The sequence below is a fragment of the Phenylobacterium sp. genome (assembly GCF_036821595.1).
In the GTDB taxonomy this organism is placed as follows: domain Bacteria; phylum Pseudomonadota; class Alphaproteobacteria; order Caulobacterales; family Caulobacteraceae; genus Phenylobacterium.
Genome location: NZ_DAISJG010000008.1, coordinates 43,761 through 59,307 on the forward strand (window position 1 = coordinate 43,761; position 15,547 = coordinate 59,307).

General features: G+C 72.0%; 12 protein-coding genes. 7 read left to right on the forward strand and 5 right to left on the reverse strand.

What is annotated here, in order from left to right; translation table 11 throughout:
- Window positions 1–18: 18 nt before the first annotated feature.
- Both ptsP and V7Z97_RS06490 read right to left on the reverse strand, forming a co-directional pair.
- The gene (gene ptsP, locus V7Z97_RS06485) at window positions 19–2,283 is read right to left on the reverse strand and encodes a phosphoenolpyruvate--protein phosphotransferase (protein WP_334162222.1); all 2,265 of its coding nucleotides are present in this window, start codon (window positions 2,281–2,283) and stop codon (window positions 19–21) included.
- 143 nt (window positions 2,284–2,426) lie between these two features.
- Window positions 2,427–3,395: an NAD-dependent epimerase/dehydratase family protein gene (locus V7Z97_RS06490; RefSeq protein WP_334162224.1), complete on the reverse strand. Its 969-nt coding sequence runs from the start codon at window positions 3,393–3,395 to the stop codon at window positions 2,427–2,429.
- Window positions 3,396–3,480: 85 nt separating this feature from the next.
- Here V7Z97_RS06490 and V7Z97_RS06495 point away from each other — a divergent pair, with 85 nt between their 5' ends.
- Entirely contained in the window at window positions 3,481–5,211 is a 1,731-nt protein-coding gene (locus V7Z97_RS06495) for an alpha/beta hydrolase (RefSeq protein ID WP_334162225.1), read from the forward strand.
- A 157-nt stretch (window positions 5,212–5,368) separates the two neighbouring features.
- Window positions 5,369–6,775 carry an MFS transporter gene (locus V7Z97_RS06500; protein WP_334162227.1) on the forward strand — a complete coding sequence of 469 codons (1,407 nt, stop codon included), beginning with the start codon at window positions 5,369–5,371 and terminating at the stop codon, window positions 6,773–6,775.
- Here V7Z97_RS06500 and V7Z97_RS06505 read toward each other — a convergent pair.
- Window positions 6,744–7,304 carry a GNAT family N-acetyltransferase gene (locus V7Z97_RS06505; RefSeq protein WP_334162228.1) on the reverse strand — a complete coding sequence of 187 codons (561 nt, stop codon included), beginning with the start codon at window positions 7,302–7,304 and terminating at the stop codon, window positions 6,744–6,746. The two genes, V7Z97_RS06500 and V7Z97_RS06505, sit on opposite strands and share 32 nt — an antisense overlap.
- Window positions 7,305–7,367: 63 nt before the next feature.
- Window positions 7,368–8,618: an aspartate kinase gene (locus V7Z97_RS06510; RefSeq protein ID WP_334162231.1), complete on the reverse strand. Its 1,251-nt coding sequence runs from the start codon at window positions 8,616–8,618 to the stop codon at window positions 7,368–7,370.
- A 109-nt stretch (window positions 8,619–8,727) separates the two neighbouring features.
- Here V7Z97_RS06510 and ubiG point away from each other — a divergent pair, with 109 nt between their 5' ends.
- The 4 genes from ubiG to V7Z97_RS06530 all read left to right on the forward strand — a co-directional run bounded on the left by ubiG (window position 8,728) and on the right by V7Z97_RS06530 (window position 13,017).
- The gene (ubiG, locus tag V7Z97_RS06515; RefSeq protein ID WP_334162233.1) at window positions 8,728–9,486 is read left to right on the forward strand and encodes a bifunctional 2-polyprenyl-6-hydroxyphenol methylase/3-demethylubiquinol 3-O-methyltransferase UbiG; all 759 of its coding nucleotides are present in this window, start codon (window positions 8,728–8,730) and stop codon (window positions 9,484–9,486) included.
- Window positions 9,487–9,527: 41 nt separating this feature from the next.
- Window positions 9,528–10,331, forward strand: coding sequence for an FkbM family methyltransferase (locus V7Z97_RS06520; protein WP_334162234.1), 804 nt, complete (start codon window positions 9,528–9,530; stop codon window positions 10,329–10,331).
- A 33-nt stretch (window positions 10,332–10,364) separates the two neighbouring features.
- Window positions 10,365–11,981: a long-chain fatty acid--CoA ligase gene (locus tag V7Z97_RS06525; protein WP_334162235.1), complete on the forward strand. Its 1,617-nt coding sequence runs from the start codon at window positions 10,365–10,367 to the stop codon at window positions 11,979–11,981.
- A gap of 79 nt (window positions 11,982–12,060) precedes the next feature.
- Window positions 12,061–13,017, forward strand: coding sequence for an alpha/beta fold hydrolase (locus V7Z97_RS06530; protein ID WP_334162236.1), 957 nt, complete (start codon window positions 12,061–12,063; stop codon window positions 13,015–13,017).
- Window positions 13,018–13,020: 3 nt separating this feature from the next.
- Here V7Z97_RS06530 and chrA read toward each other — a convergent pair whose 3' ends face one another.
- The gene (gene chrA, locus V7Z97_RS06535) at window positions 13,021–14,223 is read right to left on the reverse strand and encodes a chromate efflux transporter (RefSeq protein WP_334162237.1); all 1,203 of its coding nucleotides are present in this window, start codon (window positions 14,221–14,223) and stop codon (window positions 13,021–13,023) included.
- 162 nt (window positions 14,224–14,385) lie between these two features.
- On the opposite strand from chrA, the gene V7Z97_RS06540 reads away from it, so the two are divergent.
- A complete protein-coding gene (locus V7Z97_RS06540; protein ID WP_334162238.1) occupies window positions 14,386–15,471 on the forward strand; it encodes a Zn-dependent alcohol dehydrogenase in 1,086 nt (361 codons plus the stop codon).
- Window positions 15,472–15,547 lie beyond the last annotated feature (76 nt).

A 15,547-nucleotide genomic window follows, 5' to 3' on the forward strand; every position in this document is an offset into this window, starting at 1 on the left:
ACGTCGGTCGGGCTCTCCTCAGACCGCCAGATAGATTTTGCGCGCGAGAGTTTCGATTTCGTTGCGAACGGAACCGGCTCCGCTCTTCAGCAACGCAGAAACCCCGCGTCGCGCTGCCTCGCGGTCGCAGGAAAGCACCATCTGCTTCACCGGGCCGACGCCGGCCGGCGGCATGGAGAGGCGCTCGAAGCCCAGGGCCACAAGGGCGAAGGCCTCCAGCGGGCGGCCGGCCATCTCGCCGCAGACGCTGACCGGGGTTCCGGTCTCGGCGCAGCCGCGCTGGATCTGCTCCATGGCCCGGAGGAAGGGCGGCGACAGCGGATCGAAACGGTCGGAGACCCGCGGGTTCCCGCGGTCGGCGGCGAACATGTACTGCATCAGGTCGTTGGTCCCGACGCTGACGAAGTCGGTCATCGGCAGCAGGGCGTCGAGGTGCCAGACGATCGAGGGCGCCTCGATCATGGCGCCCACGTCCAGGCGGGACGGCGCCTTGCGGCCGCGCCGCAGGGCCCAGGCGATCTCTGTGTCCACCAGGGCCCGGGCGGCGCGGAACTCGTCGACGCTGGCCACCAGCGGGAACATGATCCGGAGCGCCCGGCCCTTGGCGGCGGTGATCAGGGCGCGCAGCTGCAGGCGCAGCAGGGACGGCCGGTCGAGGCCCATGCGGATCGCCCGCCAGCCGAGCGCCGGATTGTCCTCCCGCTCGGCCTCCAGGTAGGGCAGCACCTTGTCGCCGCCGAGGTCGAGGGTGCGGAAGGTCACCGGCAGGTCGCCGGCGGCGTCCATCACCCGGGCATAGAGGGCGGCCTGGGCGTCCAGACGCGGCATCTCCTCGGCGACCATGAACTGGAACTCGGTGCGGAACAGGCCGATGCCCTCCGCGCCCGTCTCGCCGAGGATGTCGAGGTCGACGTCGAGGCCGGCGTTCATCAGCAGCGTGACCTTGGCGCCGTCGCGGGTGAAGGCGGGCGTCTCGCGCAGCTTGGCGAACTCGGCCCGGCGCTGCCGGCGCACGTCGATGCGCGCCTGGATGGCCTTCACCACGTCCGGCCGCGGACGCAGGTAGGCCTCGCCGGTCTCGGCGTCGACGATCACCGGGTCGCCCTCGCTCACCCGGTCGCGCAGGCCGGGCAGACGACCGACGCAGGGGATGTCGAGGGACCGGGCGATGATCGCGGCGTGGCTGGCGGCCGAGCCCTCCTCGAGCAGCAGGCCGCGCAGCTTGGTGCGATCGTATTCCAGCAGGTCGGCGGGGCCGAGGTTGCGGGCGATCAGGACCGCGTTCTCGGGCAGGTCGCGGGCCACGTGGCCATCGCCGGAGAGGTGGCGCAGCAGGCGGTCGTTGAGGTCCTCGAGGTCGTGGAGGCGCTCGCGCAGATACGGGTCGCGGGCCTGGCCCAGGCGGGCCCGGTGCTCGGAGCGCACGCGCTCGACGGCGGCCTCGGCGGTCAGGCCGTTGCGCACCGCGTCCTCGAGGCTGCGGTTCCAGCCGCGGTCGTGGGCGAACATGCGGTAGGTCTCGAGGACCTCGTAGGAGGCCTCCACCAGGCCGTGCTGGCCCTCCAGCATGGTGTCGATCTGGGCCTGCAGGGCGGCGACCGCGGTCTTCAGCCGGATCTCCTCGGCCGCCACGTCGTCCGACAGCAGCTGCGAGGGGGCGACCGGCGGCTCGTGCAGGACGGCGACGCCGTAGGCCAGGCCGTCCGCGAACTTGGCGCCCTTGAGACGCTCGGGCCGGTGGGGCGCGATCTCGACGCCCTTGAGCTCGTCCTCGGCGATCAGCTCGCCGCCGGCCACCATCTCGGCCAGCACCATGGCGATGATCTGCAGGTCCTCGACCTCGTCCTCGGTGTAGACCCGCTCGGTGCGGTTCTGGACCACGAGCACGCCGATGGACCGGCCGCCGCGCAGCAGGGGGACGCCGAGGAAGGCGTGGTAGGGGTCTTCGCCGGTCTCCGGCCGGTAGGAGAAGGCCGGGTGCTCGGGGGCGTCGGCCAGGTTCAGCGGCCGGCCGGCCTTCATGATCTCGCCGACCAGGCCCTCGCCGGGCCGCATGCGGGTGAGGTGGACGGCGCCGGGGTCGAGGCCCTCGGTGGCGAACAGCTCCATCTCGCCGCTGGCGCGGCGCATGTAGAGCGAACATACCTCGGCGACCATGGAGCGCGCGATGATGCGCACGACCATGTCCAGGCGCACCTGCGCCGGGCCGCCGCCCGCGAGGGCTTCGCGGATCTGGCGCAGCAGGCTGCGCTGACCCCGTATGGCTACCCCAGGAATCGCCATCTGGCGGCGTCGTCCTCCCTCTCCCGCTTCGGCGCGGCGTCCCTACCAGCTTTACGTGTCCGGACGGAGACGGAAAGAGGCGCGTTGCGTCGATTGGCCCGTCTGCCTGGGCCGTGAGCATGGCGAGGATAGGGCGATCGCGGTTAAGCCCGGCTTCGCTTGATCTCGTCGGCCAGGGTTCGGGCGATCGCCTCCTGCGGGGAGGTGGGCTCGGCGTAGTCCAGCTCGGTCCGGATGCGGCCGCTGTCCAGGACCATCGGCACGGAGAGATCGAGCGCGTCGAGCGCGGCGCGCACGCTCTCGGGCGCCGCCGAGCGGGGCAGGCGGCGGACCTCCCCGTCCCAGCCGGTGGCCTCGGCGAAACGGGCCGCCCAGGCGGCGTGATCGAGCGCCTCGACGGGACCCAGGTTGTAGGTGCGGCCGGCGGCGGCGGGGTGCGTGGCCGCCAGGGCGAGGCCGTAGGCCACGTCGTCCACATAGCCGTAGCTCGTCCGCCAGTCGGCCCAGGCGGCGTCCAGCTCCAGCACCGGCTCGCCGGAGGTCATTGGCCTGAGCGCCCAGGAGAACCGCCGCTGGCGGTCGCGCGGCCCATAGACCATGGGCAGGCGGACCACCGCGTGCTCCAGGCCCGCCTGCATGCGCACGGCCGCCTCGATGGGCACCTTGTCGTAACGGTCGAGCCAGGCTTCGGGATCGCCGGGGGCGCGGGGCTGGGCCCCACGGTAGGGATGCAGGTGGGTGCGCAGCGGCGCGTCCTCGTCCAGACGCTCGCGGATCGGGGTGGTCTCCAGCCGGTGCAGGGCGCCGTACTGGCGGTAGACGTCGCCAGAGCTGGCGAGGACATAGCGCCGGACCACGCCGGAGAGGGCGTCGAGCAGGGGCTGGGTGGACGACCGGGCCATGGCCAGCAGGTCGATCACCACCTCGACCCGGCGGTCGGAGGCGAGCCCGGCGATCTTGCCGACGTCGCCACGGTCGGCCGCGACATGGGTCGCCCCGCCGCCCGAGCCGCCGCGCCGGGAGACCGCCGTGACCTCGTGCCCGAGTCCGGCCAGCTGCTCCGTCACGGCCGGGCCGATGAAGCCCGTGCCGCCCAAGACCATCACCCGCATCGCCCCGTCCTCCCGCCCGCTTGAGCTTTCCGCCGCGCGGGCCCATCGTCGCGGCCAACAAAACACGTGTTCGGGGGGACACGCCATGCTCAGGACATGCGGCTTCTTCCTGCTCGGCCTCGCGCTGATCCTGGGCGGGAGCTTCCTGGCCCATCGGGTGCAGACGGCGGGCGGCCAGGTGGAGGTGCGCGACGTACGGTTCGCGGGCGATGGCGGCCTCGTCCAGAGCGGGCTGCTGTACGTGCCCAAGAGCGCCACGGCGCTGGATCCCGCGCCGGCGGTGCTGGCCAGCCACGGCTACATCAACACCCGCGAGATGCAGAGCCCGTTCGCCATCGAGCTGGCCCGGCGCGGTTTCGTGGTGCTGGCCATGGACATGACCGGCCACGGCCGCTCCCAGGGCGGGGTGGCGCAGGCCGACTTCGGCGGGCCCGCCGCCCTGCGCTACCTGCAGGGCCTGCCGTTCGTGGACCGGGAGAACATCGGGCTGGAGGGCCACTCCATGGGGGGCGGGCCGATCCTGGCCGCGGCGGTGGCCCAGCCGGACGGCTACCGGTCCATCGTGCTGGAGGGCTCGACGCCCGGCCTGCTCGGCGCGAAGGCGCCGGAGAGCCCGCGCAACCTGGCCGTGGTGTTCGGCGGCTACGACGAGTTCGCGGAACTGATGTGGCAGGTCCCGAAGGGCTCCGACGTCGAGCGCTCCCCGCGGCTGATGGCGCTGTTCGGCACGACGGCGCCGGTGGTCGAGGGCCGGGTCTACGGCGCGATCGCGGACGGCAGGGCGCGGGTCCTGCACAATCCGCCGATCACCCATCCGTGGGAGCACTTCTCGAAGGCGGGGGTGGCGCCGGCCGTGGCCTGGTTCCAGCAGACCCTCGACGGGGAGGCCGCGGGACCGCCGGCCGGCGAGCAGGTGTGGCTCTGGAAGGAGGTCGGCACGGGGATCGCCTTCGTGGGCTTCGCCTGGCTGCTGCTCGGGACCTTCGAGATCCTGCTGCGGACACCGCTTTTCGCCGGGCTGAACCGTCCGGCCGAGCCGGTGGCGGCGCGGCGGGACGGGCGCTGGTGGCTGGCGTTCGCGCTCACCGCCCTGATCCCGGCCCTGACCTACTACCCGGCGATGAAGCTTGGGCAGGTGTTCTTCCCCATGCGGCTGTTCCCACAATGGATCCAGAACCAGCTGCTGGTCTGGGCGCTGGCGAACGGGCTGATCTTCCTGGTGCTCGGCAGGTTCCGGAAACGGAAGCCCGTGTTCGTGAACCGCTGGCTGCTGTCGGCCGGCGCGGCGCTGGTGACGGTGGGGGTAGGCTACCTGTCGCTGGTCGCGGTCGAGGCGGTGTTCCAGACCGACTACCGTTTCTGGGTGCTGGGGCTGCCGACCCTGGGGGCCGAGGACTGGGCGACGCTGGTCCCCTATGTGGTCCTCTGGACCCTGTTCTTCCTGGTGGCGATCCGCGGGCTGGCGGCGGACCTCGCGGTGCGCGGCGAGGGCTTCCTGAGCCAGGTGACGACCGGCAAGCTGGCCATGAGCCTGGGCTTCCTGGCGCTGGTGGGGGTCCAGTACGCGACCCTGTTCGCCACGGGCTTCCTGGCCACCCCGTCCGAGCCGCTGAACACCATCGTGGCGATCCAGTTCGTCCCGCTGCTGGCCCTGGTCGGGGCGATCGGCGCCTGGACCTACCGGCGCACCAGCTCCTACGTCCCCGGCGCCCTGATCTGCGCCCTGGTGATCGGCTGGTACGTCACGGCCGGGACGGCGACCCACTGGACGCCGGACTTCAAGCTGCCGCAGCCGGCCGCGAGTCGCTCGCGCTGAGGCGCCGCGCCGCCGCGCGCCGTGACCGCGGTCACATGACCGCAGCAGGGGCCGCCGTGCGAGATGCGGGCCGGGGGACGGGTCTGGATTTCCGGCGCGGCGCGCTGCACAACGCCGCCCCCGCTGGCGTGGGTGACGGCGAGGCGAAGACGGTCGAATGGACGCGGCGATCCCGAATCCGAAGGGCTGGGGCGACCTCCTCGCGGAGGGCCGGCTGCCGCGCTTCGCCCTCATCTGCCTGGGCGTCTGGCTGAACGCCGCCGACAGCCTGGTCACCGCCACCATCATGCCGAGCGTCGGCGCGGAGCTTGGCGGCTACCAATACTTCGCCTGGGCCACGGCGGGCTTCCTGGTGGGCGCGATCCTGGCCGGGGCGAGCGCGGGGCGGCTGTCGGAGCTGTTCGGCCTGCGGGCGGCGACGGGGCTGGCGGGCCTGGTGATGACCGCCGGCTGCGTGATGAGCGCCATGGCGCCGGACGTCGGCACCTTCCTCGCGGGCCGGCTGGTCCAGGGTCTGGGCTCGGGCTGGATCTCCGGCTTCGCCATGGTGGCCATCGCGCTCATGTTCCCCGAGCGGCACCTGGCGCGGGTGTTCGCCTCCGTCTCCGGCGTCTGGGGGATCGCCACCCTGCTCGGGCCGCTGGTCGGGGGCGTGTTCGCCGAGACCGGCGACTGGCGGAACGTCTTCTGGCTTTTCGCCCTGCAGGCGGCGGGCTTCAGCCTGGCCGCGCCGTTCCTGCTGAGCGGGACGTCCAGGGGCGCGGGCGGGCCCGGCGTTCCCTGGCTGCAGTTGGGCGTGCTGGCCGTGGGGGTCGGCGCCATCGCCGTGGCCGACGTGCTGCCGAGTCCGGGCCTCTCCATCGCCCTGATCGCGGCGGGCCTGGTCGTGCTGGGCCTGGTCTTCCGGATCGACCACCGCTCGAAGGTGCGCCTCCTGCCGCACCGGGCCGGCGACCTCGGCACCGTGGTGGGCTCGGGCTACCAGGCGATGTTCTGGCTGACCGCGGCGTCCATGGGCTTCGCCATCTACGGGCCGCCGATCTTCCAGGAACTGCGGGGCATGTCGCCGCTGTGGGCCGGCTATGTGATTGGGGTGGAGTCCCTGGCCTGGACCTTCGCGGCCCTGGCCGTGGCCCACGTGAGCGGGACCTGGGACGCCCGCTGGGTGCGCATCGGCGCCGTCTGCCTGGTGGTGAGCCTGGTGATCCTGGCCTGGGCCACAGCCGATGGACCGCTCGCCTGGGTCCTGGCCGGCGGCGCCCTGATGGGGGCGGCCTTCGGCTTCTCGTGGAGCTTCATGGGGCGGCGCGTGATGGCGGCCCTGTCGGAGGATGACCGTGCGATCGGCTCATCGGCGATCACCGCGGTGCGCCAGACCGGGGCCGCGGTGGGGGCGGCGATCTCCGGGGCCGCGGCCAACCTGGCGGGCTTCCACCACGGCCTCACCGCCGAGAGCGCCCGCGGCGCCTCGGTCTGGGTGTTCGCCGCGGTGATCCCGCTGGCGCTGATCGGGACCTGGGCGTCCTGGCGGCTCACCGGCTCGGCGCGAGCCGCTTCGCCATGAGGATGTCGGGCCGTCCCGGCCCATTGGCGTCGGGGACGAGGCCCACGACCTCGTAGCCGAGCCGCCGGTAGAAGGCGAAGGGGTGGCCGCGGGTCGGCGCCAGGCCGGCGATCTTGCCGGCGACGTCGGGGAAGAGGTCGCGGCCGAACAGGTTGGTGCCGCCGAAGTCGTCGTCCGTGCCGAGGTAGAGGGTGAGCACCCCGTGCGCGGCGGCGTCCCCCTCCAGGGCCGACACGAGCGCCGCGCCGACCCCGCGCCGCTGGACGGATGGGTCGACGACCAGCGGATGGAGCTCCCAGGCGTGGGAGTAGGCGGCGACCCGGCCGATCCAGCCCAGCAGCCGGTCCCCGTCGAGCGCGCCGAACGCCTCCCGTTCCGGGTCCGCGAAGAAGGTGGCGACCTCGTCCTCAGCCTCGCCGGGGCCGCCGTAGGCCGAAGGCATGTGCGCGAAGGCCTCGCGCAGGATCCGCGCGGCCTCGGCCCGCTGGCCGGGCGTGAGCGTCTCGAACGGGACGATGCGGGGCGTCATGGGGCGAGCTTGCCCCCGGACCCGCCGCCAGGGGAAGCCGGCGGCGGCCCGCCGGGCGCGCGGCTAGAGCTGGTCGAGCCCGTAGGCGGCGTGCAGGGCGCGCACGGCGAGTTCGGTGTAGGCGGCGTCGATCAGCACGCTGATCTTGATCTCCGAGGTGGAGATCACCTGGATGTTCACGCCCTTGGCGGCGAGCGCCGAGAACATGGTCTTGGCGACGCCGGCGTGGCTGCGCATGCCGACCCCGATCACAGAGACCTTGGCCACGTCCTCGTTCACCTGCACGTCGTCGAAGCCGATCTTCGGCTGGGCGGCGCGGACGATGTCGACGGCCCGCTGGGCGTCGCGCTTGCCGACGGTGAACTCCATGTTCGCCGTGTCCGCGGTGCGGGCATGGCTCTGGACGATCATGTCGACGTTGACGTTGGCGTCGGCCAGGGCGCCGAAGATCTCCGAGGAGACGCCGGGATGGTCGGGCAGGCCGAAGAGGCTGATCTTCGCCTCGTCGCGGCTGTAGGCCACCCCGCTCACGATCCGCTTTTCCACGATCTCCTCCTCGTCGCAGACGATGGTGCCCTGTCCGGGGGCTTCGCCCGGCTCGACGAAACTTGAAAGCACCCGCACCGGCACGTTCTGGGACATGGCCAGCTCGACCGAACGGGTCTGCAGGACCTTGGCCCCGAGCGACGCCATCTCCAGCATCTCCTCGTAGGAGATCTTGCCGAGGCGCCGGGCCTTGGCCTCGATGCGCGGGTCGGTGGTGTAGACGCCGTCGACGTCCGTATAGATGTCGCAGCGGATCGCCTTCAGCGCCGCGGCGATGGCCACCGCGCTGGTGTCGGAGCCGCCGCGGCCCAGGGTGGCGATGCGGCCGTCGCGGGTGACGCCCTGGAAGCCGGCGACCACGGCCACCTCGCCGCCGTCCATGGCGGCGGCCAGCTTCTCCGGCGGGATGTCGTCGATGCGCGCCCGTCCGTGAGCGTCGTCGGCGATGATTGGGATCTGCCAGCCGAGCCAGGACCTGGCCGCCACGCCCATGTTGCGCAGGGTCATGGCCAGCAGGCCGGCGGTCACCTGTTCGCCGGAGGCCACCACCACGTCGTATTCGTCGTCCGAGGCGGGCAGGCCCTGGGCGGCGGAGCCCGCGCCGTCGGTCCAGGCGACCAGTTCGTTGGTCTTGCCGGCCATGGCGGAGACGACGACGGCCACCTTGTGGCCCGCCTCCACCTCGGCGTTCACGAGCCTCGCCACGCGGCGGATGCGCTCCAGGTCGGCCACCGACGTGCCGCCGAATTTCATCACCAGCCGGGACACGCCGCGCCGAACCCCCTCAGCAAAGAGCGGGACCTTCTAGCGGCGCGATAAGGGGTCCGCAACGGGCACAAATGCTTCATGTGGAGGCCGCGCAAGGGTATGACGGGGCATGACTTCCTCCGCCTCCGTCCGTTCGAGCATCGATCCTGCCGAGGTCGAGCGGTTCTCGCGCATCGCCGCCGAATGGTGGGACCCGCGGGGCAAGTTCGCGCCCCTGCACAAGTTCAATCCGGTCCGCCTGGCCTTCATCCGCGACCACGCCCTCTACCGCTTCGGCCGCGACGGGTCGCTTCGCAAGCCGTTCGAGGGCCTGCGCCTGCTGGACATCGGCTGCGGCGGCGGCCTGCTGTCGGAGCCCATGCGCCGGCTGGGCTTCGAGGTCACCGGCGTCGACGCCTCGGAGCGCAACATCGGCACGGCCTCGGCGCACGCCGCCGAGCAGGGCCTCGACATCGACTACCGCTGCTCCACGGCCGAGGCGCTGCTGGAGGCCGGCGAGCCGCCGTTCGACGTGATCCTCAACATGGAGGTGATCGAGCACGTGGCCGACCCGGGCGAGTACCTGCGCAGCTGCGCGCGGCTGCTGAAGCCGGGCGGGCTGATGATCGTGGCCACCCTCAACCGCACCCTGAAGGCCTTCGCGCTGGCCAAGGTCGGGGCCGAGTACGTGCTGCGCTGGCTGCCGGCCGGCACCCACGACTGGAAGAAGTTCCTGAAGCCCGAGGAGATCCGGGAATTCCTCATCGGCGAGCCGGTGAAGGTGGACGGTCCCTACGGCGTGGCGTTCGACCCGCTCAGCGGCCGGTGGTCGCAGTCCACGGACACGGACGTCAACTACATGATGACGGTGGTGCGCGACCCCGCTTAAGAAGGGTGTGACAGGCGCGGGGGCGCCGAAGAGGGTTTTCTATGGCTTCGCTACGCGTGCTGGGTCACGCCTTCCGGGCCTGGCGGCGGAACCTGAGGTGGGCGAAGCACGAGCCCGAGACGCCGTATCTGGCCGACCTCCTGTCCGGCGCGCCGGTCTGCCTGCACGTGGGGGCCAGCGACGGGCGGCACACCTATGTCATGACCCAGGTGGCGCCGGACGCGACGATCCACGCCTTCGAGCCGTCGGCCTTCACCTTCCAGGTGCTGAGGACCTGCATGGCCTGGCACGGGATCGCGCGGCAGGTGACGCCGGTCCACGCCGCGGTCGCCGACAAGCCCGGCGAGCTGCTGCTGGTCACCCCGAAGAAGATGTCCGGCCGAATGGGCCGCGCCTACGCCTTCGTGGCCGAACAGGCGCCGGAGGGCGCGGCGCGCCCGGACCTGCAGGACAAGGGCGCGGACCTCCAGCCGACGCCGGTGGTCACCCTCGACGACTACTGCGCCCAGAACGGGATCGGCCGCGTCGACTTCATCCGCATGGACATCGAAGGCGCCGAGCTGCGGGCGCTGGAGGGCGCCAAGGGCATCCTCGACCGCGACCGGCCGCACGTGCTGATAGAGATCCACCCCACCATGCTCCAGGCCCGTTTCGGCGGTTCGGCGGAAGCCGTGGTCGAGCTGTTCCGCAGCCGCGGCTACCGCATGTTCGCCCTCGACGGCGGCCGGCTGGAGGAGCGGGACTCCGTGGTCCCCGACCTGCCGTGGAAGGACTACTTCTTCATCCATCCCGCCCGCGCCGCGCGCCTGCCCGACGGGGTGTTCAAGGCCCGGATGGCGGCCTAGCCTTTCCCTGACCAAGTTCAGGGAGGACGCGCCATGCGGGCGCTGATGATGGACCGGGCGTTGACGCTGCCCTCGATCCTGGAGTACGCGGCGCTCTACCACCCGCAGCGGGAGGTGGTGACGCGCACGGTCGAGGGGCCGATCCATCGCTACGGCTACGCCGACGCCCTGGCGCGCACCAAGCGGATGGCGAACGCGCTGCTGGCCATGGGCGTGAAGCCGGGGGACCGGGTGGCGACGCTGGCCTGGTCCACCCATCGGCACTTTGAGCTCTATTTCGCGGTCACCGGCATCGGGGCGGTGCTGCACACCATCAACCCGCGCCTGCACGGCGACCAGATCGTCTGGGTCGCCAACCACGCCGAGGACAGCGTCCTGTTCTTCGACATCACCTTCGCAGGCCAGGCAGCCGAGCTCGCTGGCCGGATGCCGACGGTGAAGACCCTGGTGGCGATGACCGACCGGGCGCACCTGCCGGCCGACGCGCCGGGGGCCGCCCTGGTCTACGAGGAGCTGATCGCGGCGCATGCGCCGGCGTTCGACTGGCCGGAACTGGACGAGCGCAGCGCCTCGGGGCTCTGCTACACCTCCGGCACGACGGGCAATCCGAAGGGCGTGCTCTACGGCCACCGCTCGACGGTGCTGCACGCCATGGCCCTGGTCGCCCCGGACGCCTTCAACCTCTCGGCCCGCGACGTGGTCCTGCCCTGCGCCCAGATGTACCACGCCAACGCCTGGTGCACGCCCTACGCCGCCCCGCTGGTGGGGGCGAGCCTGGTGCTGCCCGGACGCCAGCTCGACGGCCCGGCGGTGTCGGAGCTGATCGAGGCCGAAGGCGTCACCTTCCTGCTGGGCGTGCCGACCATCTGGGTGGGCGTGGCCGACCACCTGGAGGCCCAGGGCAAGGCGTTGACCTCGGTGAAGACCATCGCCATCGGCGGCTCGGCGCCCACCCAGGCGCTGATCGAGCGCATCGAGCGCCGGCTGGGCGGTGAGGTCCGGCAGATCTGGGGGATGACCGAGACGAGCCCGCTGGGCGTCATCAACACCCCGCTGCCGGGCCAGGCGCCCGATCCGGCCCAGAAGCTGAAGCAGGGCCGCGGCCTGTGGGGCGTGGACCTGCGGATCGTCGGCGAAGAGGGGTCCCTGCTGCCGCGCGACGGGAAGAGCCCCGGGCGGCTGCAGGTTCGCGGGCCGTGGGTCTCCTCGGCCTACTTCAAGCACGACGGGGCCGGGGCGTTCACCGAGGACGGCTGGTTCGACACCGGCGACATCGCCACCCTCGACGCCGACGGCTTCCTGCGGCTCACCGACCGGGCCAAGGACGTGATCAAGTCCGGGGGCGAATGGATCTCCACCCTCGACCTGGAGGACGCGGTCTGCTCCCATCCGGCGGTCGCCATGGCCGCGGCCGTGGGCGTGCCGCACCCGAAGTGGGACGAGCGACCGCTGCTGCTGGTGACCCTGCGGGCCGGACAGTCGGCCGATCCCGAAGTGTTGAAGGCCCACGTCGCGGCGCGGGTGGCGAAATGGTGGGTTCCCGACGAGGTCCGCATCGTCGAGGCCCTGCCGATCGGGCCCACGGGCAAGGTCCTGAAGCGGGAGTTGCGCGACACCCTGGCCACGTCCGCGAAAGAAGCTGCTGTTTAGCCTCGCCGGCCCAGAACCAAGGCTTGAAACGCGCGTTTGCGACCTCAGGTGACAATGGTGACCTGAGGAGATTGCGAACGTGCCGCGCAAACGGCCGAAGGGTGTGCTCGCCATGGGGTGGGCGTGTATCGAGTGCGCCGCCACCGGCCGCACGGAACACGCGCCGACCTCGGCCGACTATCCGGACACCGTCATCCGTCGGACCAGCTTCTATGCGGGCGGCGGCCACGGCTGGAGGATCTCCGCCCTCGAGACTCCGCGCGAGGAGCCGGCGCCCTGGCGGATCGTGGTGATCACCGGCGCGCCCTCCTGGGCGGAGTACTGGGCCGAGACCATGGCCGAGCTGCCCCAGGACCGCGAGATGATCGTCGTGGATCGACCCGGCTATGCGGCCTCGGAGCCGGCGCACGCGGTCACCGACATCCGCACCCAGGCCGAGGCTCTGGCGCCCCTGCTGCACGCCGCCGCGCCGGGCCAGAAGATCCTGCTGGTCGGCCAGAGTTACGGCGCGGCCATCGCCAGCCTGATGGCCGAGGCCAACCCGAGCCGCGTCTCGGCGCTGGTGCTGCTCTCCGGCTTCTTCGGCGAGACCGGCTCCACCGCCCGCTGGCTGCTCGATACCGGCGCCAAGGCGCTGAAGGTGATCCCGCGCGACCTGCGCCACGCGGTGATGGAAGCCTCGGGCCAGCGGCCGCAGCTGGCGCACGCCCGGCGCGCGCTGGAGCGGCTGACCCTGCCGATCCACATGATCCATGGCGACAAGGACGACTTCGCCCCCATCGAGGTGGCGGAGCGGCTGAGCCGGGAGGTCCGCACCCGCCGGCCGATCAACTTCGTGCGAACGGAAGGCGCCAACCACTTCCTGAACGACGGCCCGGCCGAGCAGCTGATCGCGGCGCTGGAAAGCTGCATCCCGCAGAAGAAGGCGGCCTGGACGTTCCGCCTGCCGAAGCTGCCGCAGATCCGCTTCCCGCGCCCGGCGACGGCGTTCGCCCCGATGGCCCCGGGCGCCACGGCCCGCCAGCAGACGGCCTGAGGCCTATCGCGGCCAGAGCCCTGTCGCGGCGGCGAAGCCCACGACCACCAGCCACGGCGGCAGCTTCGCCACCGTGAGGAAGATGAAGGCCGCGGCGACCAGCGCCCAGTCGCTCGGGCGGCCCACCGCGCTGGTCAGCACCGGATCCCACAGCGCCGCCGCCAGCAGGCCCACCACCACGGCGTTGACGCCGGCGAGCGCCCCGCGCGCGCCGGGCCGCCCGCGCAGGTCGTCCCAGAACGGCAGGACGCCGAGGACGAGGAGGAGGCTCGGCAGGAAGATGGCCACGAGGGCGACTAGTCCCCCCGCCCAGCCGCCGGGCACCACGCCCTGGGCCGCGCCGACGAAGCCGGCGAAGCTGAACAGAGGGCCGGGCAGGGCCTGCACCGCGCCGTAGCCGGCCAGGAAGGTGTCGGCGTCCAGCCAGCCGCGGCCGACCACCTCGCCCTCCAGCAGGGGCAGGACCACGTGGCCGCCGCCGAACACCAGGGCGCCGGTGCGGTAGAAGATGCTGGCCAGGCCCAGGGTCGGGCTCTGCAGGAGCTGGGCGAGGAAGGGGAGGCCCGCGAGCAGGAAGGCGAAGACGGCGATGGCCGCGGCCGCCCCGCGCAGGCTGACGGAATTGGCCGAGGCCGCCTCGGGCGCCTGCGGCGGCGGCTCCTTCAGGAAGGCGGCCCCGAAGGCCGCGCCGGCCAGCAGGGCGCAGATCTGCGCCACCGGCCCCTGGGCGAGGATCAGGCCGCCGGTCGCCCCGATGGCCATGCCCGCGCGGATCGGACCGACCGCCAGGCTGCGGGCCATGGCCACCACGGCCTGCAGCACCACGGCCGCGGCGGCGATCTTCAGGCCGTGCAGCCAGCCCTGGCCCCAGGCGGAATTCAGCACCGGGGTGGCGTAGGCCAGGAGGACCATCGCGGTGGCGGCGGGCAGGGTGAAGCCGACCCAGGCGGCGAGCGCGCCGGCGAGCCCCGCGCGACGGAGCCCGATGGCCATGCCGAGCTGGCTGGAGGCGGGGCCCGGCAGGAACTGGCAGAGCGCCAGGAGGTCGGCGAAGACGGCCTCCGACACCCAGCCGCGGCGCTCCACGAATTCCTTCCGGAAATAGCCGATGTGCGCCACCGGTCCGCCGAAGGCGGTCAGGCCCTGGTGGAAGAAGGCGAGGAACACCTCCCACAGGGGCCCGCGCTTGGGCTGCGTCTCGTCCATCGGATCCGGGGCGGCCATCGACGGTCCATGTCATGCGGGGCGGAGGCGGCGCTGTCGAGGCGTTTTCGGAAAACCCCTTGGCCGCCGCATCTGAACGGCGATAAGTCTGATCCCGACCGGCCCGCCGCGAGAGCGGGTCCCAACGGGAAGGGGAAATCCGTCATGAAGGCCGCAGTCCTCCGCGAAGTCCGCCAGCCGCTTCAGATCGAAGACGTGCAGATCAACAAGCCGGGCCCGCACGAGGTGCTGATCCGCACGGCCGCGGCCGGGGTCTGCCACTCGGACCTGCACTTCATCGAGGGCTCCTACCCGCACCCGCTGCCGGCCGTCCTGGGCCACGAGAGCGCCGGCGTGGTCGAGGCCGTGGGCTCCGAGGTCCGCACCGTGAAGCCGGGCGACCACGTGATCACCTGCCTGTCGGCCTTCTGCGGCCACTGCGAGCACTGCCTGACCGGCCACATGAGCCTGTGCGTCAGCCCCGAGACCAAGCGCGACCAGGACGACGAGCCGCGCCTGACGTCGCCCAAGGGGCCGATGATGCAGTACCTGAACCTGTCGTCGTTCGCCGAGCAGATGCTGATCCACGAGCACGCCTGCGTGGCGGTGCGCAAGGACATGCCGCTGGACCGCGCGGCGCTGATCGGCTGCTCGGTGATGACCGGCGTGGGCGCGGTGATCCACACCTCCAACGTGCGGCCGGGCGACACCGTGGCGGTGATCGGCTGCGGCGGCGTCGGCCTGTCGGCGATCAACGGGGCGGCGATCGCCGGCGCGGGCCGGATCATCGCGATCGACGTGGTGGCCGGTAAGGAGAACTTCGCCCGGGCCTTCGGGGCCACCGACTTCATCAACGCCTCGGAAGTCGATCCCGTGAAGGCGGTGATCGAACTGACCAAGGGCGGCGTGCAGCACTCCTTCGAGGCGCTGGGCATGACCAAGACCGCCGAGCAGTCGTTCAACATGCTGCGCCGGGGCGGCACGGCCAACATCATCGGCATGATCCCCGTGGGCCAGTCGATCAGCCTGATGGGCGCGGCCTTCCTGGGCGAGAAGCGCATCCAGGGCTCGCTGATGGGCTCCAACCGCTTCCCGGTGGACATGCCCAGGCTGTGCGACATGTACATGGCCGGCAAGCTGAAGCTCGACGAGATGATCTCGCGCCGGCTGAAGCTGGAGCAGGTCAACGAGGCCTTCGAGGAGATGAAGACCGGCTCGATCGCCCGCTCGGTGATCGTCTTCGACGCCTGATCCGGACCCCCGCGGTGTCATAACGATGGTCGTTGTGCCGCCGCCACGGCCAAGCTAGCCTCTCGTCCAGGTTGCG